Source organism: Phaeobacter sp. BS52, from assembly GCF_045040595.1.
Taxonomy (GTDB): Bacteria; Pseudomonadota; Alphaproteobacteria; order Rhodobacterales; family Rhodobacteraceae; genus Phaeobacter; species Phaeobacter piscinae.
This window is the reverse complement of record NZ_CP090662.1, coordinates 2,338,131-2,361,763: the sequence shown is the minus strand read 5'-3', so window position 1 is coordinate 2,361,763 and position 23,633 is coordinate 2,338,131. Positions and strand designations below refer to the sequence as shown.

13 protein-coding genes and 3 pseudogenes are annotated in these 23,633 nt (G+C 58.8%); 7 read left to right on the top strand and 9 right to left on the bottom strand.

Going from position 1 to position 23,633, the window contains the following annotated elements:
* Both L0Z65_RS11380 and L0Z65_RS11375 read right to left on the bottom strand, forming a co-directional pair.
* Positions 1-1,260 (bottom strand): glycosyltransferase family 4 protein, encoded by a 1,260-nt coding sequence (locus L0Z65_RS11380; RefSeq protein WP_405107674.1) that lies wholly within the window; start codon positions 1,258-1,260, stop codon positions 1-3.
* A complete protein-coding gene (locus tag L0Z65_RS11375) occupies positions 1,257-2,468 on the bottom strand; it encodes a glycosyltransferase family protein (protein WP_405107671.1) in 1,212 nt (403 codons plus the stop codon). Before L0Z65_RS11375 ends, L0Z65_RS11380 begins: the two co-directional genes overlap by 4 nt.
* A 441-nt stretch (positions 2,469-2,909) precedes the next feature.
* On the opposite strand from L0Z65_RS11375, the gene L0Z65_RS11370 reads away from it, so the two are divergent.
* The gene (locus tag L0Z65_RS11370; protein WP_405107668.1) at positions 2,910-5,252 is read left to right on the top strand and encodes a mechanosensitive ion channel family protein; all 2,343 of its coding nucleotides are present in this window, start codon (positions 2,910-2,912) and stop codon (positions 5,250-5,252) included.
* Positions 5,253-5,256: 4 nt separating this feature from the next.
* Here L0Z65_RS11370 and L0Z65_RS11365 read toward each other — a convergent pair whose 3' ends face one another.
* The 5 genes and pseudogenes from L0Z65_RS11365 to L0Z65_RS11345 form a co-directional block, all read right to left on the bottom strand.
* Positions 5,257-6,633, bottom strand: a complete 1,377-nt coding sequence (locus L0Z65_RS11365) for a CoA transferase (RefSeq protein ID WP_405107665.1) — start codon at positions 6,631-6,633, stop codon at positions 5,257-5,259.
* Positions 6,634-6,670: 37 nt separating this feature from the next.
* Positions 6,671-7,825 (bottom strand): ABC transporter permease, encoded by a 1,155-nt coding sequence (locus L0Z65_RS11360; RefSeq protein WP_102897660.1) that lies wholly within the window; start codon positions 7,823-7,825, stop codon positions 6,671-6,673.
* On the bottom strand, positions 7,822-8,850 hold the full coding sequence (locus L0Z65_RS11355; RefSeq protein ID WP_024098404.1) for an ABC transporter permease: 1,029 nt from the start codon (positions 8,848-8,850) through the stop codon (positions 7,822-7,824). Before L0Z65_RS11355 ends, L0Z65_RS11360 begins: the two co-directional genes overlap by 4 nt.
* Positions 8,851-8,862: 12 nt before the next feature.
* Positions 8,863-10,806: an ABC transporter substrate-binding protein gene (locus tag L0Z65_RS11350; RefSeq protein ID WP_405107660.1), complete on the bottom strand. Its 1,944-nt coding sequence runs from the start codon at positions 10,804-10,806 to the stop codon at positions 8,863-8,865.
* Positions 10,799-12,578: pseudogene (locus L0Z65_RS11345) on the bottom strand (dipeptide ABC transporter ATP-binding protein). The gene L0Z65_RS11350 and the pseudogene L0Z65_RS11345 overlap by 8 nt, the downstream one beginning before the upstream one ends.
* Before the next feature lie 276 nt (positions 12,579-12,854).
* Here L0Z65_RS11345 and L0Z65_RS11340 point away from each other — a divergent pair.
* From L0Z65_RS11340 to L0Z65_RS11330, 3 genes and pseudogenes are all read left to right on the top strand, one after another.
* Positions 12,855-13,364, top strand: a complete 510-nt coding sequence (locus L0Z65_RS11340) for a class I SAM-dependent methyltransferase (RefSeq protein WP_096870564.1) — start codon at positions 12,855-12,857, stop codon at positions 13,362-13,364.
* Between the two features lie 112 nt (positions 13,365-13,476).
* The gene (locus L0Z65_RS11335) at positions 13,477-14,106 is read left to right on the top strand and encodes a glutathione S-transferase family protein (protein ID WP_405107656.1); all 630 of its coding nucleotides are present in this window, start codon (positions 13,477-13,479) and stop codon (positions 14,104-14,106) included.
* 120 nt (positions 14,107-14,226) lie between these two features.
* Positions 14,227-14,893: pseudogene (locus L0Z65_RS11330) on the top strand (TetR/AcrR family transcriptional regulator).
* A gap of 20 nt (positions 14,894-14,913) precedes the next feature.
* On the opposite strand, the gene L0Z65_RS11325 reads toward L0Z65_RS11330, so the two are convergent.
* On the bottom strand, positions 14,914-18,336 hold the full coding sequence (locus tag L0Z65_RS11325; RefSeq protein ID WP_405107653.1) for an indolepyruvate ferredoxin oxidoreductase family protein: 3,423 nt from the start codon (positions 18,334-18,336) through the stop codon (positions 14,914-14,916).
* Positions 18,337-18,475: 139 nt separating this feature from the next.
* Between L0Z65_RS11325 and L0Z65_RS11320 the strand changes: the two genes are divergently transcribed.
* Positions 18,476-18,946: an Lrp/AsnC family transcriptional regulator gene (locus tag L0Z65_RS11320; protein WP_096870567.1), complete on the top strand. Its 471-nt coding sequence runs from the start codon at positions 18,476-18,478 to the stop codon at positions 18,944-18,946.
* Positions 18,947-18,997: 51 nt separating this feature from the next.
* On the opposite strand, the gene L0Z65_RS11315 is transcribed toward L0Z65_RS11320, so the two are convergent.
* Entirely contained in the window at positions 18,998-19,390 is a 393-nt protein-coding gene (locus L0Z65_RS11315; protein WP_014873552.1) for a DUF3307 domain-containing protein, read from the bottom strand.
* A gap of 294 nt (positions 19,391-19,684) precedes the next feature.
* On the opposite strand from L0Z65_RS11315, the pseudogene L0Z65_RS11310 reads away from it, so the two are divergent.
* Both L0Z65_RS11310 and L0Z65_RS11305 read left to right on the top strand, forming a co-directional pair.
* Positions 19,685-22,644 (top strand): annotated as a pseudogene (locus tag L0Z65_RS11310) (ABC transporter transmembrane domain-containing protein).
* 69 nt (positions 22,645-22,713) lie between these two features.
* A complete protein-coding gene (locus tag L0Z65_RS11305; RefSeq protein WP_405107648.1) occupies positions 22,714-23,562 on the top strand; it encodes a fumarylacetoacetate hydrolase family protein in 849 nt (282 codons plus the stop codon).
* Positions 23,563-23,633: the final 71 nt, after the last annotated feature.

The window sequence follows — 23,633 nt, the reverse complement described above, 5'->3', positions numbered from 1 at the left end:
TCATGCGTTTTGCATCATGAGGGTCAGCCGTTCCGACAGGCGTGCTATACCGGGGTCCATCCCGAAATCGCTGCGCAACCGACCCAAGGCAGCCTCTGCCATGCGGGCCGCCTGCTCGGGGTTCCGACTGAGGGTCAGGATGGCTTCAGCCAAAGCCTCAGGCGTGTCCTCGCTGAGCAGGCCATGGGTGCCGCTTTCGATGAACTCCGGGATAGCTGATACTGCCGTGGACAGGATCGGCAGACGCTGGGAGGCGGCTTCCATCAGCACATTGGGCAAGCCGTCCCGATCACCATCACGAGCAATACGACTGGGCAGGACGAACAGATCGCAGGCGCGCATGGCGGCGATCACCTCGGGCTGATCGCAGGCGCCGCGCCAAGTGATGTGGTCCGCGACCCCGACGTCCTCGGCGATACCCTGCAACAAATCCCGCATGTCCCCACCGCCGATATGGGTCCAATGCCAATCCAGACTTTTCGGTAGAAGCGCCAGCGCACCGATCAACCGGTCAAAGCCTTTCTTCTCGACCAGCCGCCCCACTGACATCAGGTGCAGCGGATCGCCCGGTGCGCGCCATTTACGCTGCGGGGGCGAGGGGAACCGTGACAGATCAAGCCCGTGGTAGATCAGATCAACGCGGTCACTGCGGTCTGCCATGTCCTGCAGGTGCTTCGCGCCAAATCCGGTGCAGGTCGCACCAAAGGTAGCTCCATGGCTCTTGGCCGCCAGTTTCTCCTGCAGTTCCCAATCAGGGGAGGTCCAGATGTCCTTGGCGTGGGCCGAAAAACTCCACGGCAGGCCGCGCATAATTGCTGCATAGCGCGCGACAGAAGACGGCGTGTGCAGAAAATGGGCGTAGAGACCCAGCACCGCACCGGGCATTTCAGCAGCCAGAACACAGGCCTGACCAAAGCGGCGAATTCGGTTGCGGGTTGGATCGCGGCGCAGGTCTTCGCGCCAAATCCGATAGGCCGTCTGGTAGCCAGGCATTGTTTTGGCCTGATCCCGTGCGGCCCAAACGCGATCTGGCTCCTGATAGAGATACTCCGGCAAGTAATGGACCGCCGCAGTCAGTTTTTCGTGCAGGGGGTGGCGTTTCACGTCTGTGGGATGGCGCAGAGACCAGATCTCGAACTGATGACCTGCCGCTTCCAACGCGACCAGCTCCTGCGCAATGAAGGTTTCAGAAAGACGTGGCCAGCCTTTTACAACAACGGCAAGGGGCGGGCGGGATGGCCCGGTTGATCCGGTAGTCATTCGGCAGCCTTTCCGTTGGTGCCATGCAGCAGCGCATCGACACGGTCGGTCACGTAGTCCAGCCCGTCCAGCAAGCCGTCCGGGATCGCAGCAGAGGGGGGCGGCTGATCGGCAAGCGCGCGAATGGCCCGGATCATTGCCTCAGGCGTCCAACCGTCGCGGCGTTCGTCGAGCATCGCTGTCAGTCCCAGTTCTTCGGCGCGGCTTGCCCGGATCCATTGCTCAAGTCGCGGTGTGGTGCGCGGAACGATAACAGCGGGCTTGTCAAAAGAGAGCACTTCGCAAAACGTGTTGTAACCGCCCATGCAGACAACCCCTTGAGCGCCTGCAAAGAGGGTTTCGATCTCGGATTCGAACCCTACCGCGGTGACCCGACCGTCAAGCGCGGCCACGCGGGTCTCGAATTCGGTTCTGGTGTCGCCGGACAGAAACGGGCCGTAGACCAGCATCGCGCGCGGCGCCAGGTCCGGATCCCGTTCATAGGCGGTCAGCACGAGATCCACCATCATCGCGCCGTCGCCACCACCGCCGGGAGTAATCAGCACATAAGGTTGCTCGGGTGGTGTGCCCAGATCACCCAGATCGCGGCGCAGATACCCGGTCCAGTGCATGCGTGCCTGCGCCTCAGAGCTGAGCGGCAGCCCGGCTGTCGGGTCGTAAACGGAGCGGATGCCGTAGACCCAGATCTCATCATAAAACTGTTCGGTGGCCGCAACTGCGTCCTTGCGCGCCCATTCAGCGGCCAAGACCTCCGGTTCATCCAGCACGTCGCGCAACCCAAGGATCAGCTGTGTGTTTCCATTGAACTTCAACTCGTCGAGGGTTGGCAGCAATTCCCCGCGAAACCCTGTCGGTTCCTTGTCAACGATCAGCACATCGGGGGCGTATTGCAGTGCGGTTGAACGGATCAGCCCGGCGCGCAGAGATGTGGTCTCTTCAATCGACATACCCATCGTGCGCGACGCATAGGAACCGTCCGAGCGCTTGATTACGCCGGGCAGTCGCACATGGTCGACCCGGGAGGGAAAGGCGAAACGCCCCGCCACAGGAGAACCGGTCAAGATCAACGCTGAGGCCGTCGGATCAGCATGGGTGATCGCGCCTGCCAGTGCCCGCGACCGCCTCAGATGGCCCAGCCCGAAGGTATCGTGGCTGTAGAGCATGACACGCGCCCCGCGAAGGGCGCTGGAGGGGGCGTTGGCTGTCATAGCTGGGCCTGCGTCTGGAGAGAGGGAAGGGAGGTGGCGGCATCGGCATGATCTAGCAGGTTGCCGTCGCAGCGGATGATTGGACACATCTGTCCACCTCCCGCATCAGCGGCTGTGCGTGTTGGCTTGGCCAGGGTCCGCCTCAGCATAGTGTCGCCTCAGGTTGCTCAGCCTGACACGCTACGGGCCAAGGCACAGATCGTTTCTGCGTCCGGCCAAAACGTGGAAGGCGGCCCATGGCACCCGTCGGCCCCGTCCCGTCCTTGCGTCTCACGCGGTACGCTGAATTTTCTATAACGCGCAGAGGCATAAGTTGCAATCAAGCGCTGAAGGACTGGAATAATCCCGGCCTCTTCATCCATGTAACCGTGCAAAGACTTGATATTTTCACCGTTTTGCGGCCTTGGTGAAGAAATGGTTACAAATTCAAAGGTGGTGCGTATGCGGCGACTGGTATCGCAATTTCTTATTTGCTTGATCGTGGCGCTCGCCTTTGCGGTCAGTGGCACCTCTGAAGCACTGGCGCAGGCCACGAATTCCTCCAGCGGCGATGGTCTGGCCAAAGCGATCGAACAGGCGGCTGATAGCGGGGTTGGCGTGATCATCGTGGATGGGCGCGGGAAACTCGTTTCCCCCTCAGATACACCGACCGACGCCACCCCGGTTCCTGCGACAGATCAGATGGACGGCGCCTCGGCGCTGATGAAAGCACAATCCGAGGTCGAGCAATTCGGCGCTGCCTTGGAAAGCCGCCTTGAAGCGATGCCCTATTCGATATTCGAAGTGCAGTACATTCTGCGGCAGACCAGCCCGGACGGCCGCATTATCACTTATGTGAAGGTGCTTGGTTGGAGCCTGTTGCTCTTGTTTATCGGCCGTTGGGTCTCGGTGGAGATCTACGGCAAACGGATTGCCAAGAAACATGTGGTGGCGCGGATCAAGGAGAACCCCGAGGGCTATCAGGACAAAATGCCGTTTCTGGTATTTCGTTTTCTCATGGGCGTGGTCGGGACCATTGTGGCCATGGCCTTTGCGCTGTTGACGTCCTACCTGATCTTCGGATCGTCCGGAAATTCATCGGTGAAGTTCACCGTTACCGCGATCTATACCGCGTTCTTCCTGTCCAGATCGGTCTCGGATTTGTGGCGGATGGTGCTGTCCCCCTACCTGAGCCAATACCGCATCCCCGTTTTTTCGGACCGCGATGCACGTCGCCTCTACATCTGGGCCTCGGTGCTGGCGACCTACGACATCAGTTCGGTGTTGTTTGCAACCTGGGTCGGGGATTTCGGTCTGAACTACAACGTCTATGCGCTTGTCTATGGCGTTCTTGCGCTGGTGGGCACTCTGGGCAACCTCTTGATGGTGGTGATCAACGCCCGCGCGATTTCCAATGCAATCCGCGCAGGCCGCCCGCCCGAGGCCTGCTCATGGCTGGTCCGGCTGCTGTCTGTGGTCTGGGCGCCGGTTCTGGTGATCTACATCATCTTCGGCTGGCTCGAATTGGCCTTCGATCTGGTGTTAGAGCGCGATATGTCGCTGCCTCTCACGGTCGGGAGCTATTCGGTTCTGACCTCAATCCTCGTGGTCTACGGTATCATCAACTATGTGATTGAGCGTTTCTTTAACCGGTCGCAACGGCGGGTTTTGGTCGATAGCGGTCCCACCGACGATGAGGACAACGCCGACTACGAGGGCGATGAGGTTGAAATCTCGCCAAAGCCGCGGCATCCGGTCGCCACCTTCGAAGATCTCGCGCGCCGAATTGCGGGTATTCTGGCCTTCACTGTCGGCTTCTTCGCCATGGTTGCCATCTGGAATCCCGAGGCCGCGTGGATGGAGAACTCCCGGCTGTCCCGGGTGAGCGACATCATCGTGATCCTGTTTATCGGCTACATCGTCTATCACATCGCCCGGATCTGGATCGACAGCAAGATCGACGAAGAGGTCGGAGATGTGCCCGTTGGTGAGTTGGGCGATGAAGGTGGTGCTGGTGGGGCCAGTCGGCTTGCCACCTTGTTACCCCTGTTTCGGGGCGCCATTCTCGCGGTTGTTGTGGTGTCCATCATTCTGATCGTCCTGTTGGAACTGGGGATCAACGTCAGCCCGCTGTTTGCCGGTGCCGGTGTTGTTGGCCTTGCCGTTGGCTTCGGTTCACAAACGCTGGTGCGGGATATCTTCTCGGGTGCGTTTTTCCTGGTCGATGACGCCTTCCGCAAAGGCGAATACATCGATATCGGCGATGTCAAAGGCACGGTTGAACGCATCTCTGTTCGCTCGTTTCAGCTGCGGCATCACCTGGGAGCCCTGCACACCATCCCCTTTGGAGAAATCCGGGTGCTGACCAATTATTCTCGTGACTGGGTCATGATGAAGCTACCGCTGCGGGTGACCTATGACACCGACGTCGAAAAGGTTCGTAAGCTGATCAAGAAACTGGGACAGGAATTACTGGATGATCCGGTGATCGGTGACACATTCATCCAGCCCCTGAAGTCGCAGGGCGTGATCGAAATGCAGGATTCCGCGATGATCATCCGGGTCAAATTCATGACCAAACCCGGCGACCAATGGCTCGTCCGCAAGAAAGTGTTTCAGGAAATCCGTGACCTCTTTGCCCGTGAAGGGGTCAAATTTGCGCACCGCGAGGTGACCGTGCGTTTGGCGGAAGATCAGGCAGATCAGGCGCCGAAGGATAAGCGTGATCTCGCAGTCGGCGCGGTTCAGGCCGCCATTGATGAGGACCTGATGGATGTGAACGATGGCGGGGGAGACGACCGCTAACGTCTTATGCGGGCCAGACTGGTGCGGCGGTGCCTGCGGCTGTTGCAGGCTGGTCCCAGCGCATCTGGGTTTCACCAACCTTCAATGGCGGCAGCAACCGGCGCCCCGGCCCCCAGCTCGTTAGCTCAATCTGGTTGGCGTAATCGGCATCTGCCGCGCCCATGAGCGGGCCAATCGGGGAGCTGTCGTCACCGTGATGCTCTGTCAGGGTCGCAAGCGCATGAGCGGTGCGGGCCAAGGACAGGCGGGCATCCCCGACGGGATCGCCTTGGCTGGCCTTGGTCAGTGCATTCAACACAGCGGCAGCCATCAGATAACCGGTGGCGTGGTCCAACGCCTGAACGGGCAGTGGTACTGGCTTGGCGGATGTATCAGGCGTGATTTGCCCGCCTGCTATCCAATGCTGTCCGCGCTCCGCGATGCCACTGCTCATCTGTACGAGGCTGTCAAAGCCTCTGCGTTTGGCCCATGGGTCGCTCCAGCCATAGGCATTGAGGCGCACATCAATCAGGTTCGGAGTAAGCTTTCGCAGTTTTGCATTGTCGTATCCCAGCCCCTCAAGCGCGCCGGGACGAAACCCATGCACCAGCACGTCTGCCTTTGCCAGCAGGGCTTCGAACTGGTCACGCCCCTGTTCAGAGCGCAGGTCCAGCGTTGCCATCTGTTTACCCAGTGAAATATCCTGAAGAACACCGGGCTCATCCCAACCCGGCGGGTCAATCCGCAGCACCGTCGCACCAAATGCGGCCAGGGTTCGCGTCGCCACTGGACCGGCCAGAACACGGGTAAGGTCCAGCACCCGAAGCCCTGCCAAAGGTCGCTCCGGTGTGGCTTCGGGCCGCTCCCGCATGTGAATAGGGCGGGCATTGCTCCATGCGATCAGTGGCTCCGATGCGACAGCCTGCCCCTGCGGATGGGTTTGCCACTCTGCGGCGCTGCGCATGGCGGCGGCAACGCCGCCTGCGGTGACAATAGCCTGTTCCAACGTATCGCCCGGCTGCTGTGCAACTGCGTCGCGAACGGCTTCCGGATCGGGGTTGCAGCCCAGAACATTCAGCGCAGCAGCGCGATGATGGGGCAGGTTGGTGTGAAGGCGGATCCATCCATCAGTGGTGCGATAGTCACCTGCCAGAGGATCCCAGAGATTGGGCATCTCCCAGCCCTCAGGACGAAAACTGTAGCGAAACCACAGCGCGGCACGGCGTTGATCTAGGGTGATTGGCAGCGCACCTGCGTTGAGATTTGTGGCCTTCATCAATTCTGCGAGGGCGACCCCGACCGCCGCCAGCGAGCGGTTGGCCAACTCCGAAACAGCATAGCAGCTTGGCCAGTGATCGCCGGGGATCAAGCGGAACAAGTCGTGGTCGGGAAGATCGCGCATTGCCGCCTCTTTTTGGTGGTTGTTAGACCGGCGTGGCTTATTGCTGATAAGGATCCAGACTGTCACGCAGCCCATCGCCTAGGAAGTTGAACGCCAGCACAACAACGATGATTGGGAGCATCGGAATAGCGGTCCAGGGGTAGATTTCTATCGAGGCAAGGTTCTGTGCATCGTTAAGCATAACTCCCCAACTTACCGCAGGCGCGCGCAGACCAAGGCCGAGGAACGACAGGGCCGTCTCCCCCAGGATCATCGCCGGGATCGAGAGCGCGGCTGAGGCAATCAGATGCGACATGAAATTCGGCAGCAGATGTTTGCGAATGACCCGTCCTGATGACGCGCCCATCATTTCGGCTGCGCGCACATATTCTTCTTCTCGTAAGGACAAGAATTTTGCCCTGACTGAGCGCGCAAGACCCGGCCAGTCGAGAATGCCCAGAATGATAGAGATCACAAAAAACACCGCAACAGGTGACCAGTTGGAGGGCACAGCAGCCGAGAGCGCCAGCCACAATGGCAGCTCTGGCAGGGACCGCAGGATTTCGATCATACGGTTGATCGTCCAGTCCAGTTTGCCACCGAAATATCCGGCCAGAGAGCCAAAGAAGATGCCCAGAATGAAGGACACGGTGATACCGATCAGACCTACGGTGAGGGAAAGCTGTGCGCCATAGAGAATGCGGCTGAAGACATCGCGGCCCAAACGGTCGGATCCCCAGATGAAGAGCGTGGCCCCTTCGGGCGCGCAGAAAAGATGCGTGTTGGAGGGGATCAGCCCAGCAATCTTGTAAGTCGCGCCCTCGCAGAAGTACCGTAGCGACTGTGGGTTCTCCAGATCGGGTTTGAAGATCCATTGGAAGGTTTCGAGATCCGCCTCCGAGGTCATCGGATAGATGAACGGCGCGCGAAGACTGCCTTCGTGAAACAGATTGATGGACTGCGGAGGCGAATAGATATGCTCACTGTCGCGATCGTTTGGCCCATATGGCGCAATGAAACCAATGACCGGAAGCAGCAGATAGCAGACCAGCAGGAAGACACCGGAGGTGAGGCCCAGTTTGTGTGTTTTGAATTTGCGCCAGATCAGCACCCAATTGGGGGCATCCAGATCCTTGCGCTCCAGCTCTTGCAGGGCTGCATCCGGATCATAGGGGCTGGTGTCGACATAGCGATTGTCGGGCTGTGTGCTCATCGCTTGCGCTCCTCATAACGGATGCGGGGATCCAGCATGACAAGCAACACATCGGAAATCATGGTCCCGATCAGCGTCAGCAGCGCAACGAACATCAGGACAAACCCGCTAAGGAACATATCCTGTGTCTTTAGAGCAGTCAGCAGGGTGGGGCCGATGGTCTGCAGGCCCAGAACGACAGAGACCAGAACCGAACCGGAGATCATTGCGGGCAGCAGATTGCCAATATCCGCAACAAAGGGATTGAACGCTACGCGCAAGGGATATTTGGTGAGCATTCGTGCCGGGGCCATCCCTTTTGCGATGGCGGTTTCCACATAGGGTTTGCCCAGTTCGTCCAGCATATTGGCACGCAATCGCTGCATCATGGCGGATGCACCAGAGGTACCGATGACGAAGGTTGGCACGATCAAGTGGATCAGGATGGACTTCACCTTGTCCCAGGTCATGGGCTCGCCTTCATAGGAGGGATCCATTAGCCCGCCTATGGGCAGGTCGAAATATTTATGCCCGTAATAGAAGAGGATCAGTGCCAATAGGAAGTTTGGCGTGGCAAGCCCAAGGTAGCCCACGAAGGCGGAAGTGTAGTCAACCCAGGTGCGTGATCGGGCCGCTGCCAGAACGCCCAAAGGAAGCGCGACAAGATAGACAAACAACACTGCCGCAACATTGACCAAAACCGTCAGCCAGAGGCTCTCACCAACGATTTCGGCAACAGGCCGGTCAAATTCAAAAGACCAGCCAAAGTTGCCCTGTATCATACCGGAAAACCCGTGTGGGCCGGGCATGAATCCCATCCAGATCATATATTGCTGCCAAAGGGGGCGATCCAGCGCATATTCTTTTCGCAGAAATTCGGCTTTTTCGACGCCCGAGGACTGACCAGAGGCGCGCAGCTCAGCGATTTGGTTGGACAGGTAGTCACCCGGAGGCAGGTTGATGATGATGAAAATCAGCACAGACACCACCAGCAGCGTCAGCAACATGGTTCCGAACCGGTAGATGGCGTAGCGCAGGATCTCCATTAATGCGGTTCCTCAGCCTTTGCCATCTTCGAAGAAAAACTCATCCGGGCGGTAGATGCCAAAATGGGCGCCGGGATCCCATGCCCAGATCCCTTTTTGCGGTACATTGCGCAGTCGGTTGCTGACCACAACCGGTTGCGGTGCCGCAGCGACGAGGCCGATAGCGTAGACCTCATCAGCGTGGATTTTCAGCATTTCCTGCCAGGCGCGTGTTCGCTCTTCATCGGTCTTGGCCGCTTCCCAGTCATGCCAGAGGGTCATGAGCCTTTGCGCGGGTTCAAGGTCGGGAGCCTCGCCAACATCGCCACCGGTCTGGTGGTACTGGCCCCATTTTGGCCAGGACAGAAACACCTGATCCGTTGGTGCCAAATACGCAGGCGAGGTGTAGGTCTGTGGCAGGCCATTGTCCCAACCATACCAGACGGACGCCATGGTGGTGCCGGAAAACACCCGGTTGCGCAGGATGTCACGATCCAGCGGACGCATCACCAGTTTAACACCGACATCGCGCCAATCGTCCGAGATGATCTGCAAAGCGTTTTCGACCTCCTGCCGCTCCCCGGCCGTTTCCACAACCAGTTCCATCGGTCTGCCATCGGGGAGTTTGCGAATGCCATAGCCGTCGCGCTCGGTCAGCCCGGCCTCATCCAGCAGCTGATTGGCCAGCTCAGGATCATATTGTGCCCAAGCCTCGCGGAGGGCGGGGTCAAAGAAAGGGCTGGCCTCCAGAACCGTCATGGCACCGGGTTTTGCCAGCTTGAAATACAGCGCCTTGTTGATGCCTGCGCGGTTGATCGCCACGGACAATGCGCGGCGAACACGGGTGTCACGTAGCACCTGGCGCCACTGGTCGTCGTTGACGTTGAGATTGGGATAGATGGCGATTTGCGATGCGGTGCCATTGCCCCAGAGGTAGGTCTTGTAGTCGGCGCCATCGCTTTCGCCCTTGCGCAGGATCGGAATGTCGCGAAAGCCAAGGCCGCGGGCCTGAAGATCTGCCTCACCGGCATTGGTTTTTGCCGCGACCAGCCCGCCTGCCACGATTTCCATCTCGACCGTGTCGATGTAGGGCAGCTGAATGCCATTGCTGTCGAGGCGATGGTAATAAGGATTGCGGACAAAGAGGTGTCGGATTTTCTTGCCCGAGGTGGCGTTGATCCAGGGCTGAAGGGTCGGCAATTCGTGATTGTCGAACTTGTACATATTGTCGAGCTTGTTGTGCAGCGCGGCCCAGCTTTTGACCCGGGCGTAGTCGACCTCCTCGGCAAGTTTTGCGGGGTCCGCATAGTCTGCGTGAAACTGTTTCAGATAGGCGGACGGGCGGTAGATAAACGGCGGGCTGGCCTGTGCGAGGCTGTGTAGGAAGCTTGGATTGGGGGCCGCCCATTCGTAAATTACGGTTGTTTCATCGGGGAAGCTGACGGTTGGTAGGGCGCCATCCACCTTCAGGTAGTCTGGTGCGCCTGTGGGGTTGAGCAGCAGGTTATTTGCCACGTCTTTCCACCAATACTCAAAATCGGCTGAGGTAAACGGGTCTCCGTTCGACCAGCGATGACCGGGGCGCAGTTTCAGCGTGAACCGTCGATTGTCCTCGACCTCGAAGTCCAACAGTATATCGGGCTGTAGCTGGTAGTTTTCGTCGTAGCCCGCCAGCCGGGCGTAACCATAGACAACCATCTGCCGGATGTCCTTGGACCGTGTGACCATCGTGTTGAGGGTACCGCCCTGAATGCCGGGCTGACGCCCCTTGGCTTCCAGATCGACCACCAATGGCATCTCGGGCAGGCGCTCGGCAATCGGTGGCAGGTCGCCGGATTTGACCTCCTGCTCCCAAAATCCGCTTTCGACCAAAGCTGCCGGATTGGCGATAGCAGAAGAGGCTATGGCAAGGGGCAGAACATGGGCCAAAAACGCGCCAGTTGCGAGGGTCTTCAGGGATTGGCGCAGATTAAACATGACATCGTACCTTATGTCCGGGTTCCACATGCACCAATGGCGGGGCCGTGATGCCAGAGAATTTGAAGCGATCGGGCCAGCTGTCGGGTGATCCGGCACCCTGTGCGACCAATTTGAGGTTGATCGGGCGCGTAATGCTTGGCTCTGGTTGGGCGGCAATCAGTGCCTTCGTGTAGGGATGCTGCGGGTTATAAAACAGCGTTTCAGGCGGTGCCTGTTCCACCACCATACCACGACGCATCACCGCAACCTCGTCGGCAATGCGGGCCACAACAGCGAGGTCGTGACTGATAAATAGGTAGGAGAGCTGCTGTTGGTCGCGAATATCTTCCAACAGGCGCAGGATCTGTTCCTGAACCGAGACATCCAGCGCCGATGTTGGCTCATCGCAGACAATCAGTGACGGATCCAGCATCAGCGCACGTGCAATGGACAGTCGCTGCCGCTGACCACCGGAGAACGCATGCGGATATCGCAGCAACATCTCAGGCTGCAGCCCCACCAATCGCAACATCTCAGCAGCGCGATCCCGGCGACTGCTGCGGTTGCCCAGACCATGGATCTCCATCGGCTCGACCATGGCATCCTGAACCCGCATGCGCGGCGATAGGGACGAATAGGGGTCCTGAAACACCATCTGAGCCGCTTTTTGAAAGGCGGTCCGGCTGCTGCGGTTCATATCGTGAACGGCAATCGGTATCGCGTCGGATGCAGACCGGAACAATACCTCGCCGCCGGGATCAGGCATTTCGGCACCCAGTGCGATGCGCGCAGCAGTGGTTTTTCCGGAACCGCTTTCGCCAACAATCGCCACTGTTTTGCCGCGTGGCAACGCCAGGTTCAGTTCCTTGCAGGCGTGAATGAGGGTCGGGGCAGACCAGCCTTTGCCCGCGCGCAATGCATAGGTTTTGGAGACGTTTCGCAACTCAAGGATCAGGTCGTCGCTCGGCACCGGGGTGACAGGTTCAGGCGTCTCGGGGATTTGCGGTGCTGCCTTGAACAGAGCTTGGGTATAGGGATGCGCTGGCGCGCCAAGAACGGTTTCCGCACTGCTGAGCCTCCATTACGCGGCCCTTGTGCATGACAACGACCTGTTCGGCCATATTGGCGACCACACCCAGATCATGGGTTACCAGGATCATGGCCATGCCCGTGTCGCGCTGCAGATCTTTCATCAGTCCTAGGACTTGGGCCTGTGTTGTCACATCCAGCGCGGTGGTCGGCTCGTCTGCGATCAGCAAATCAGGTTTGGCCACCATAGCCATCGCAATCATCGCCCGCTGGCGCATCCCGCCGGACAGCTCAAACGGGTAGGATTTGTAGGTGCGTTCGGGATCGGGGAAGCCCACACGTTCAAAACAGGTCAGAACCTCCCGCTTGGCCGCACTTTCACTTTTTCCGCCATGCAGCCAAAGGACTTCGGCAACCTGGTTACCAATCCGGTGCAGCGGCGAAAGCGAGCGCATGGGTTCCTGAAAGATCATCGCGATCTCATTGCCGCGAATATCGCGCATTTGCCGCTCGCCAAGGAGCCGCAGATCCCGTTCTCCACCACCATTGACTCCGCGCCACAGCATCCGGCCATGCCGGATCTGCGCGGCCTTTGGCAGAATGCGCAGAACGGCGCGGCAGGTCACAGTTTTGCCGGACCCACTTTCGCCGACAAGGGCAACGGTTTCTCCGGCAGCGACGGAAAAATTCACGTCCTGTACAACCGGGTCGCCCTGGCCAAATCCGATACTGAGGTTTTCGACAGACAGCAGAGGCGTCATTTAGCCTAAGCCACCAAGCCGTTGAGGCGCTTGCATCGCGGTTCCATATCCCCTGTTTTTTCGCCCACTGTCGCGCGCCACTGGGGCAATAGTCAAATCCCATTTCCATCCGCTAAAGATCGATGTCGAAAATTTGAGCGTATGAGAGCGGCCAAACCTCGTGCTGTAACGCCCGGACACCTATCGATAGGATGCTACACATTCGCGACAATCTCTGGCACAGCTGTCGCGGCAGGCCGCCTTCTGGCGCCAATCTTTACCCAAGGGGAGAATGCCATGAGCGAGCAGAACACCACCACCCGTCTGGATCTCTTTATCGACCGGATGGTCTCCCAACGGGCCTGCTTGGATGCGGCGATTACGCAGACAGCGGGCAGGACCGAACCGGTTTTCGAACTGGGCCTGGGCAACGGGCGCACCTTTCACCACATGCGCGAGCGTATCCGAGATCGTGATGTTTATGTGTTTGAACGGGCGGTGGCATCGCACCCGGACAGCACCCCTGCGGAACATTTGACCATTCTCGGTGATGTCCGCGAGACTCTGCCTGCGGCGCGCACCCGGTTTCCTGCGGGCGCCAGCCTGATCCATGCGGATCTGGGCGGGCACAACCGGGAAAAGAACGACGCCTTTGCTAGGATGATTTCACCTTTGATTGAACCGCTGCTGGCGATCGATGGTTTGATGGTGTCCTCTGACCGGATGTATTTCGACACGCTGGCGGAACAGCCGTTGCCGGAGGGAGCTGTACCGGGGCGCTGTTTCATCTACCGTCGAACTGCCTGACACGTCTTCGCCTTGCCGCACTGCTCTTAACGACGTTGGGTTTCTCTGGCCTCATCAGCAAAAACCGACCTAGGCTGATCCGGGATGATGGGCACTGGCAAGAGGTGACACGATGATATTCTACGACTGCAGCACTGCACCCAACCCGCGGCGGGCGCGGATGTTCATCGCGGAAAAAGGTTTGGACATCGAAACGCGGGACATCTCCATCGCCAAGGGGGAGCAGATGTCCGAGGAATTCCGCGCCATCAACCCGCAGGCGACGCTGCCGGTGCTGGTGACCGACGGTGAGCTGATCTTGACCGAGAATCTAGGGATCGCAGCCTATCTGGAAGCGTTGCACCCTGAGCCCCCCTTGATGGGGCGCACCCCCGAGGAAAAGGGGCAAGTCCTGATGTGGCATGCGATCGTCGAGGCGCAGGGTGGGTTGCCCATTGCCGAGGCATTGCGCAATAGCCACCCGGCCTTTGCCCATCGGGCCATTCCCGGCCCGGAAAACCATGCGCAAATCCCTGAGTTGGCAGAACGGGGTCGTAGTCGAACGCAGAAATTCTTTGATCTGTTGGAGGCACGATTGCAGCAAAGCACCTTTGTGGCGCTGGATCATCTGACCCTTGCCGATATCGCTGCGTTTGTGTTTGTCGATTTCGCGCGCGTTATCAAAATGCGTATCCCTAAGGGGAATACTGCCACCCGTGGATGGTACGACCGGATCGCCGCGCGACCCAGCGCTCAACTGTAGGCGTTCTCTGGAAGAGGCGTCTGGCGCATGGATGGACAGTGGCCGAAAACAGCGGCAGATTGAGGGCGTTTTCTGTGGCTGCTCTGCCGCGTTCTCGATCCAATAATTCAGGGGCCTGATATGGCAGATAAACCCGTTCTGCATCGTGACGATCCAGATGCCGCTCCGCTGGTTGGCAACATCAAGGTCACCCGCGCGGATTGGCTGAATGTTGCCATGGATGTTCTTATCACCGATGGGGTAGAACAGGTGAAGGTGCTGGCCCTCGCCGAGCGGATGGGCGTGTCGCGCTCCTCGTTCTACTGGTACTTCAAATCACGCCAGGATCTGCTCGACGCGCTGCTGACCAGCTGGGAACAGACCAATACGATTGGCATGATCGGGCAGGCTGAGGCGCTGAGCTGAAACCATTGCGGCGGCAGTGCTGAATGTGTTTCGCTGCACCGCCAATCCGCAGCTGTTTAACACGGCATTGGATTTCGCGGTGCGTGACTGGGCGCGCAGATCCGGTCATGTACGTAATATTCTGGATATGTCTGATGCAAGGCGGATCGACGCGCTGACGGCGATGTTCCGGCGCTATGACTTCGCGGAACGCGACGCGGAGACGCGTGCGAAGGTGCTCTACTATATGCAGCTGGGATACGACATGGCAGGTCTGAACGAGCCCTATGACCAGCGGCTCGGCATGACCGGCGCCTATTTGGAAGTGTTCACAGGGCAAGCAGCCAGCCCCGAAGAGCTGGCTGAATTTGCGGGCTATGCCAGAGAGTTCTGGCGTCCTTGAGGCGGTCTTGACCGGTGATATCAAAGCGCCTCCAGCTGGGTGTTGACCTCGGCTTTGACCTTTTCAGCCGCCGCCATCCTTACAGGACCATAGCCCCGTATATCCATGGGGGCGCTCATCACTTTCAGCCAGGCGTCATGATGCTCAGGTGAATAGCGCTCCGTGGCAGTGGCGATGATGGTCTGATACCACGTCAGCAAGTCGCGGTGCAGACGCGCCTCTTCGTGGCGCCCAAATGGGTTCCAACGGCTGCCACGCATGCGGCGTCCCTTGGCGAGAAGGCGCAGCGCGGGGCGCATCCAGGAACCGAACTGCATTTTCTGAGGACGTCCGCGCGCATCGGTCTTCCGGCTGAGAAGCGGCGGCGCGAGGTGATAATTCACTCGGAAGTCGCCATCAAACTCGGCTTCGAGCTGATGTTTGAAGCTTTCGTCGCTCAGCAGACGGGCCACCTCAAATTCGTCCTTGTAGGCCATCAGTTTGAACAGCGATCGCGCTGCGGCGGTCACCAGGGTGTCTGATCCGCTTGCGGGGAGCGCGTTGCGCAGCGCCTCCAGCAGGGCGGTATAGGACTGTGCATAGGCGACGTCCTGATACCCAGTCAGGAAGGTGGCGCGCCGGTCAATCAGTTCTGCCAGCGTTTCCTCAGGGGCTTCTGCTTCATCATAAAGTTCGGACAGGCGCGTAGGGTCGTGGGCAAATGCACGCCCGATGGCGAAGGCCAGGCGATTCTTCTCGATGGCAACCCCGTTGAGCACAATTGCCTGGTCCATTGCGCCGAGGCTCACCGGCACCAACCCGTTCTGCCAAGCAAAGCCAAGCATCATTACATTGGCCAGAACCGCATCACCAAGGAGGGTCTCAGCCGCCTCGTTTGCGTTGAACCCTGACAGGTTGTCCGCACCGATGACATTTGAGATGGATTTCTCACGCAGGTTGGCCATCAGGTCTGCATCTCGACGTAGGACCAGATCGCCTGTCGGCATTTCGGCGCGGTTCAGTACCATCTTGGTGCCCGCGCGATAATGGGCGGAGGCTTTGGGCGCAGAGCTGACGACCACATCACAGCCGATGACGGCGTCTGCTGCACTTTGGTCGATGCGCACCTGATGCAGGGCATCCGGTGTATTGGATAGGCGAATATAGCCCAACACTGTGCCAAACTTCTGCGCAAAGCCGGTGAAATCCAGCACGCTGGCACCTTTGCCCTCCAGATGGGCCGCCATTGTGATCAGCGCACCTACGGTGACCACTCCGGTGCCACCAACACCTGTCACCAGAAGATCGAACGGCTCTTTCAGTGACGGTAGGGCCGGGTGTGGCAGATCTGCGGTCAACGCCGAAGAATCGAGTGCAGCGACCTCCTTCTTGCGTCGCGTTGCGCCCTCGACGGTCACAAAGCTGGGGCAGAAGCCGTTCAGGCAGGAGAAATCCTTGTTACAGCTGGAGAGGTTGATTTTACGCTTGCGACCAAAGGGTGTTTCTTTTGGCTCAACGCTCAGACAGTTGGATTCCACAGAGCAATCGCCACAGCCCTCGCAGACCAGATCATTGATGAAGGCAAAACGCTTGGGGTCCTCCATCGTGCCGCGCTTGCGGCGGCGGCGCTTCTCAGTGGCGCAGGTCTGTTCGTAGATCAGGACGGTGACGCCCGGGATCTCGCGCAGTTCGCGCTGGACGCTGTCCATGTCGCGTCGATCATGAAAGCTGGTGCCTGCCGGGAACTCCGACTTAGAAAACTTCTCAATGTTGTCCGACACCAATGCGATCCGGTCAACGCCTTCGGCGCGGCAGGTCTGGGCGATGCCTGAGACACTCACTGGGCCATCTACCGGCTGACCGCCCGTCATCGCAACGGCGTCATTATAGAGAATCTTGTAGGTGATATTCGTATCGGCCGCGACCGCCTGACGAATGGCCAGTGAACCAGAGTGATACCACGTCCCCTCACCAAGGTTCTGAAACACATGTTTGCCGCCATTGAATTTGGAGGCGACTGTCCAGGGCACGCCCTCGCCGCCCATCTGGGCGTAGCCAGCGGTGTCGCGGTCCATCCAGCTCGCCATAACGTGACAACCGATACCGGAATTCGCCTTGCTGCCGTCGGGCAGTTTGGTCGAGGTGTTGTGAGGGCAGCCCGAGCAGAAATACGGCGTACGGGTGGCACCCGGCACATTCAGCAATCGGGGTGGTTCCGCGGTCAGGGCATTCGCCCGATCCAGCAGGTTTTCCTCCGGGAAAAACCGGTTCAGCCGTTCTGCAACAATCGGCACCAAGGTCAGAGGGGACAGCTCACCCGTCCAAGGGATCAGCGGGTTGCCCTGGCTGTCATGTTTGCCAACCATCCGTTCCGGTTTATCGCCAGGCCAGTCGTAGAAGTATTCCTTGAACTGGCTTTCGATAATACCGCGCTTTTCCTCGACAACCAGAACCTCTTGCTTGCCCTTCACAAAACGCAGCGCCTCCGTTCGAGCAAGCGGCCAGACCATGCCAACCTTGTAGATATCGATGCCCAAACGCTTGCAGGCGGCCTGATCAAGGCCAAGCAACCGCAGGGCTTCCATCAGGTCGAGGTGACCCTTGCCAGTGGTCACAAACCCGAACGTCGCTTTTGGCAGGTCATAGATACGTGTATCAATCGGGTTGGCCTCGGCAAAGGCACGTACCGCACGCAGTTTGGCGTGGATCCGGGTTTCGATCTCGGGAGAGGGGAGATCGGAGCGGCGGATATGCAGGCCACCTGGGTAGTCCAGCAGCTCCGGGTAGGTGAAATTGCGGTCCGGGCGCAGGTCCACCGAACGGGCGCTTTCCACGGTTTCCGAAACGGCCTTAAATCCGACCCACGTGCCGGAGTAACGCGAAAGCGCAAAGCCGTACTCGCCGAATTGCAGAAACTCAGAGACATCGGCAGGGTTCAGGACCGGCATGAACCACGACATGAAGGCCACATCGGATTGATGGGGCATGGAGGAGCTGACACAGCCATGGTCATCGCCCGCAACCACCAGCACGCCGCCCTTTTCTGATGAGCCATAGGCGTTGCCGTGTTTCAGCGCATCGCCGGATCGGTCGACACCCGGTCCTTTGCCATACCACATGGAAAACACGCCCTCGACCTCACAGTGAGGGTCGAGAATGGCTTGCTGCGCGCCCAGAACAGCGGTTGCGCCTAGATCTTCGTTGACGGCAGGCATGAAGGTAATGTTGTGCGCATCCATGCGTTTGCGGCTGCGCCAGAATTCCAGATCAACTCCACCCAGTGGTGACCCACGGTACCCGGAGACAAAACCCGCCGTGTTCAATCCCGCAGACTTGTCGCGCCGGGCCTGATCCAACATGACCCGTGCGAGTGCCTGTGTGCCGGTCAGGAAAACGCGGCCTCTGGTATACTCATATCGGTCATCCAGCTGGTAGCTGCGGAAATCATGGCTGAGCTGGGTCATGGAGGCATCCCTTGCATCAAAATGGCTATCATCTGAAAGAATAACCCGATCATGCAGAAAATGTGTGCCAGATTGTTTGTTCGCAGAGGTAAAAGTGAATATACGTACCATTAAGCAAGGTAATCTGGAAAATATTGCCATGAGTGATGAATTGGTGCTGGATGACCGTGACCAGCGCATCCTGACACTCCTTCAGCAGGATGCGCGGATGTCGAATGCGGATCTGGCTGACGCTGTCGGCATGTCCACCTCAGCGCTGTGGCGGCGGGTGCGTATGCTTGAGGAGGCTGGCATCATCGAACGTTACGGTGCCGTGGTGAATGCAAAGGCGATGGGGCTGGGGTTTCATGCCATCGTTCACGTCCAGCTGACACGCCATGATCGCGATAAGCTGGCAGATTTCATCAGGGCGGTGGAGACCAGCCGTCTGGTTCAGGAATGTTATGCGACCACTGGGCAGTCAGACTATCACCTGCGCGTGCTGGCGCCTGATCTGGACGCCTACAACCGATTTCTGGAGGAGTTTCTGTTCCGCTTGCCTGCGGTGGCCAGCGCGCAGACAAATGTGGTTCTGCGGACGATTAAACGCGACGAACCCGTGGCGCCCTAGGACGGGCCGACTTGGTGGGTTAGGTGCGCGCCGCTCGTCTCCGGGTGAGATCTATCCGAAACTCACATGAGCCCAGGCCGCTGCCATCGCCAGATAGGTAAGCTGGTGCAGCGCCTGATCGGTCCCCATTGCACGCCAATAGACAGCCATATCGGGCGCCAGCTCCTTGCGTTTGGAATAGCAGGCCTTGCAATAGTCGATATTGAAATGGGCGACCCATTCCAGTGCGCAGATAATCAGAACAAACCCGACCGGTGCCCCCATAATCACAAAGGCGATGATCGATCCCAATACATGAACCCCGGCATGTTGCGCGCGCCCCGCATGCAGATATTCCCCGCGGCCTGACAGCATTTTAGGCGTCTGCAGATAAAAATCGGCAAACATGTGCTTGATCTGAAGCAGGCAGAGCAATCCCAACAGGGATGCGAGAGGATCTGACAAAGGAACGGCCTCATTTTGTGTCGCGAGCTCTGAAAGCTTACGTATTTTTTGGATGCTGGCAAATGGCCTGTAACAGTATTCGTCGCGACGCCCCGTCAACTGCGTCGGATCTCAGTGTTGTCTTAAGGTTTGCGAAGAATCTTTGATGACGGGATCGCCCTGTTGCCATTGCCTGCAACGGGTAATCCGGGCTAGGCATATCAGGATCCGTTTCAGCAACTGTCGCCATTTCGGAGCCGTCCCATAGAACGCACTCTCTTTCGGTTTATCTGGACTTACTCCAAGCGCGACCAGTTGGTCTTGCTGTTGGTTACCGCCTGCCTGTTTCCACTCTTGTACCTGACACTGGAGCTGCCAAAGCGCATCATCAATGATGCTATCGGTGCCCAAAGTTCCAGCATTGATCTGTTTGGATATGAGCTGACACAGCTGCACTACCTCTGGCTGCTGTGTGGCGGGTTCCTTGTGGCGGTGCTGGCCCATGGTCTGCTGAAGATGCGCATCAACACGATGAAGGGCATTCTGGCCGAGCGGATGTTGCGGCGGTTTCGCTATCGGTTGATCTCGCGCGTGCTAAGGTTTCCGCAGCCATATTTTGAGCGGGTCAGCCAGGGTGAATTGGTCTCCATGATCACATCCGAGAGCGAACCCATGGGTGGGCTCATGGGGGATGCGGTCAGCCAGCCGGTTCTGCAGGCGGGCCAAATGCTGACCATCCTGTATTTTCTGTTCATGCAGAATGTCTGGTTCGGGTTGGCGGCTGTTGCGCTTATTCCGTTGCAGGGCTGGTTGATCCCGATGTTGCAGCGCCAGATCAACCTGCTGAACAAGAAACGCATTCGCCAGATTCGGGCCTTGGCCTCCGAAATAGGAGAGAGTGCGGCGGGGGCGTCGACCCTGCGTCTGAATGGCGGCTGGCGCTACCGGATGGCCGTGATCACTGACCGGCTTGGCTGGCTTTATGACATCCGGTTTGAGATCTATCAGAAGAAATTCTTCATGAAGTTTCTTAACAACTTCATCACGCAGTTGACGCCGTTCCTGTTCTACGCGGTGGGTGGCTACCTGGTGCTGGAGGGCAAGGTCTCGCTTGGCGCGTTGGTTGCAGCTCTCGCAGCCTACAAGGATTTGGCGTCTCCCTGGAAGGAGTTGCTGGCCTACTACAACCAGACGCAGGATATGGCGTTGCGTTGGGATGTCATCCTGGAGCGGTTCGATCCTCCGGGAATGGTGGACGAGGCCTTGATGACCGGCGCACCGGATGAATTGCAGCGCCTGAAGGGGGATATCGTCGTTGAGGGGGTCAATGTTCGTGACGCCAATGGCAACCTCGTTCTGGAAGATCTGAACGCGCGGTTCCCGGCAGGGAAGGTGATCGGCGTCGCCGCCCCGTCGGAGGAAGACCGCCGCGCCTTGGCGGGGCTGCTGACCCGGGAATTGCTGCCCTCGGCCGGTGAGGTTTCGATTGATGGCCAGGATATGCGCGACATTCATCAGGCGGTGATCGCTGCACGTATCGGACATGCCACCTCCCGACCGGTGTTGTTTCAGGGATCGTTTGGCGACAATGTGATGATGCCGATCCGACAGCGGCCACTGGGAGCCGCACAGGATCTGCGGCGGTATGATGTGGCGCAGCGTGCAGGCAATAGTCCCGATCCGCTCGACGCGTCGTGGCTTGATCCGGCCCTCGCCGGGTTCTCCAGCGAGGCGGAGCTGCGCGACTGGTGGCTCAGGCTGGTTTCAGGCATTGGATCCGACACCGCGCTGTTTCGCCGTGGGGTCGAGCAACGCTTTGAGGCTTCAAGCCACCCGGAACTGGCGCAGCAACTCGTCGATCTGCGGGGCACCGTGCAGCAGGCCGTCATCGACGCGGGCCTAGATGACTATGTGCATTTTTTGGCACCTGATCGGTACAACCCGGCACTGCCAGTGGCGGAAAACCTGCTGTATGCGACCACACAGGGCCGCATGAGCGAAGACGTGCTGCGCCAACAGGACGATTTCCTTGATCAACTGCGTGACCTCAATCTGGACGCGGATCTTGTGGCCCTTAGCCGTGATGTCGTGGAAATGCTGCGGCAGATCTTTGGTATCGATGGCACCGATCATCCCCTGTTCCGCAAGCTGGGTCTGGAGGCCTCGGCCTATGAGGGCGCGCTCGCGCTGGTGGACAAGACCCGTAACGATGGTGTCTCCGCGCTGAGCCATGAGGAGCTGGCGCGGTTGCTGATCGTCCCCTTCAGCATTTCAGCCGAGCAGATCGGTGCGGCGTTCAGCAGTGAGATAGAAGAGCGCATTCTGGCCTTCCGGCAGAGCCATTCCAGCCAGCTGATGGCGACGCTGGATGATATTTTCGAACCGCTTGATGACCGGGCATTTGCACCTGGCTTGACGGTTCTGGAAAACGCCCTGTTCGGCAAAATTTCCGATAGCGCTCGAGCGGGCGGGCGGAAGAGGTGCAGAAACTTGTCTCGGATGTGCTGGTGAAGAACGGTGTCCGTGATCACGTGGTTGAGCTGATCTTTGATCTGCCGATTGCGCTGGGCGGGCAGGGGCTTGCAGCCAGTTTTGCGGAGCCGCTTGCGTTCTCACGGGCGTCCATCAAACGTCCCGATATCTTGATCTTGGACGCCGCCATGGCGAGTTATGACCTCGACACTCGGATCGCGATCCATAAGAATCTGCGCCAGCTGTTGCCGGACACCACGCTGATTTACCTTGGCAGCAGCTTCGAGAGCCCGGATGTTTTCGACGGCTACTATGAACTGCGTCAGGGACGACTGGTCAGCGACAGCCCGGTTGCGGATGCGGTCAGCGATGGCGCGGGGAGTGCGGACCTTGCGCGCAAACTCAGAGCGCTGGAGCAGACAGAGCTGTTCTCCGAACTCAATCGCCGTCAGCTGCGTCTGCTGGCCTTTGGCGCGCGCTGGTACACGGCAAAATCCGGTGACACAGTGTTTTTGAAAGATGATGAGGCCAGCGATGGCGCCTATATGGTGCTGGAGGGGGAGGCAGGGCTATACCTGCCGCAGGACGGGGAGGCACATCGCCTGGTTGCCAAGGTCGGCGCAGGTCGTCTGGTCGGCGAATTGGGTCTGATCCGGAAGGAACCCCGTGCCCTCAGCATGATTGCGGAAACCGATTTGACCTGTTTGCGGATTGGTGAGGAGGAGTTCCTTGCGGTTGTAGAGAACGATGCGGCGACCGCGTTTAAACTGTTGCAAGTCGTTGCAGGCTATGTGTCGAGCTGATCGCTTTTGAGGCACTGTTTACGCGTCCATGAGAGGCGCGGGCGTTTAAGATCGAGGGGAGGCACTGCCATGAAATTACTGAGATACTATAGTGGCGCCAGTATTCGTCCGGGCCTCAGAGCCGACGACGGCACTCTGAGAGACCTAGGCGAGCATATCGCAGATCTCACGGGCGCAGAACTAGGACATGACACGCAAGCGAAGCTGGCATCGCTTCCGCTTGCAGATTTGCCGATCGTTCAGGGAGAGCCGAGGTTGGCCGCCTGCGTTGACGACGTCGGCAAATTCCTCTGTATCGGCCTGAACTACCGGGATCATGCTGAGGAGGCGGGACTTGCGATCCCGCAGCATCCGATCCTGTTTCTAAAGGCGAATTCAGCCATCAGTGGCCCAAACGATCCAGTGGTTTTGCCGCGCGGCGCGCAGAAAACCGACTGGGAGGTGGAGTTGGGCGTGGTGATTGGGAAAACAGCCAAATACGTCGGGGTTGAAGACGCGTTGGACCATGTGGCGGGCTATTGCGTGGTCAACGATGTCTCGGAGCGATCTTTCCAGATGGATCTGTCCGGGCAATGGACCAAAGGGAAGAGCTGCGACAGTTTCGGCCCGATTGGCCCGTGGCTGGTAACACCCGATGAGGTTCCCGACCCGCAGCAACTTGCGCTTTATTGTGACGTGAACGGCAAGCGCATGCAGCAGGGTCACAGCAGTACGATGATCTTCTCCGTCGCCGAAATCATCTCGCATCTCAGCCAGTTGATGACCCTGCATCCCGGCGACCTCATTGCAACCGGGACACCGCCGGGGGTTGGGATGGGGCAGAAACCCGACCCGATCTATCTGAGGGCGGGCGATATCCTGCGGCTAGGCATCGATGGGCTGGGTGAACAGCGGCAGCATATCGTCGAAGACAACTGACTGTATTTGTTCACTACATGCACTCCCGCCGGTTGCCGGATCTTGGCCAAGATCCGGCCCCGTTGAGCCAC

Bases quoted from the DNA above. Each gene is read 5' to 3' on its own strand.
- L0Z65_RS11380 (WP_405107674.1), bottom strand. From the start codon at position 1,260: ATGACTACCGGATCAACCGGGCCATCCCGCCCGCCCCTTGCCGTTGTT.
- L0Z65_RS11375 (WP_405107671.1), bottom strand. From the start codon at position 2,468: ATGACAGCCAACGCCCCCTCCAGCGCCCTTCGCGGGGCGCGTGTCATG.
- L0Z65_RS11370 (WP_405107668.1), top strand. From the start codon at position 2,910: ATGCGGCGACTGGTATCGCAATTTCTTATTTGCTTGATCGTGGCGCTC.
- L0Z65_RS11365 (WP_405107665.1), bottom strand. From the start codon at position 6,633: ATGCGCGATCTTCCCGACCACGACTTGTTCCGCTTGATCCCCGGCGAT.
- L0Z65_RS11360 (WP_102897660.1), bottom strand. From the start codon at position 7,825: ATGAGCACACAGCCCGACAATCGCTATGTCGACACCAGCCCCTATGAT.
- L0Z65_RS11355 (WP_024098404.1), bottom strand. From the start codon at position 8,850: ATGGAGATCCTGCGCTACGCCATCTACCGGTTCGGAACCATGTTGCTG.
- L0Z65_RS11350 (WP_405107660.1), bottom strand. From the start codon at position 10,806: ATGTTTAATCTGCGCCAATCCCTGAAGACCCTCGCAACTGGCGCGTTT.
- L0Z65_RS11340 (WP_096870564.1), top strand. From the start codon at position 12,855: ATGAGCGAGCAGAACACCACCACCCGTCTGGATCTCTTTATCGACCGG.
- L0Z65_RS11335 (WP_405107656.1), top strand. From the start codon at position 13,477: ATGATATTCTACGACTGCAGCACTGCACCCAACCCGCGGCGGGCGCGG.
- L0Z65_RS11325 (WP_405107653.1), bottom strand. From the start codon at position 18,336: ATGACCCAGCTCAGCCATGATTTCCGCAGCTACCAGCTGGATGACCGA.
- L0Z65_RS11320 (WP_096870567.1), top strand. From the start codon at position 18,476: ATGAGTGATGAATTGGTGCTGGATGACCGTGACCAGCGCATCCTGACA.
- L0Z65_RS11305 (WP_405107648.1), top strand. From the start codon at position 22,714: ATGAAATTACTGAGATACTATAGTGGCGCCAGTATTCGTCCGGGCCTC.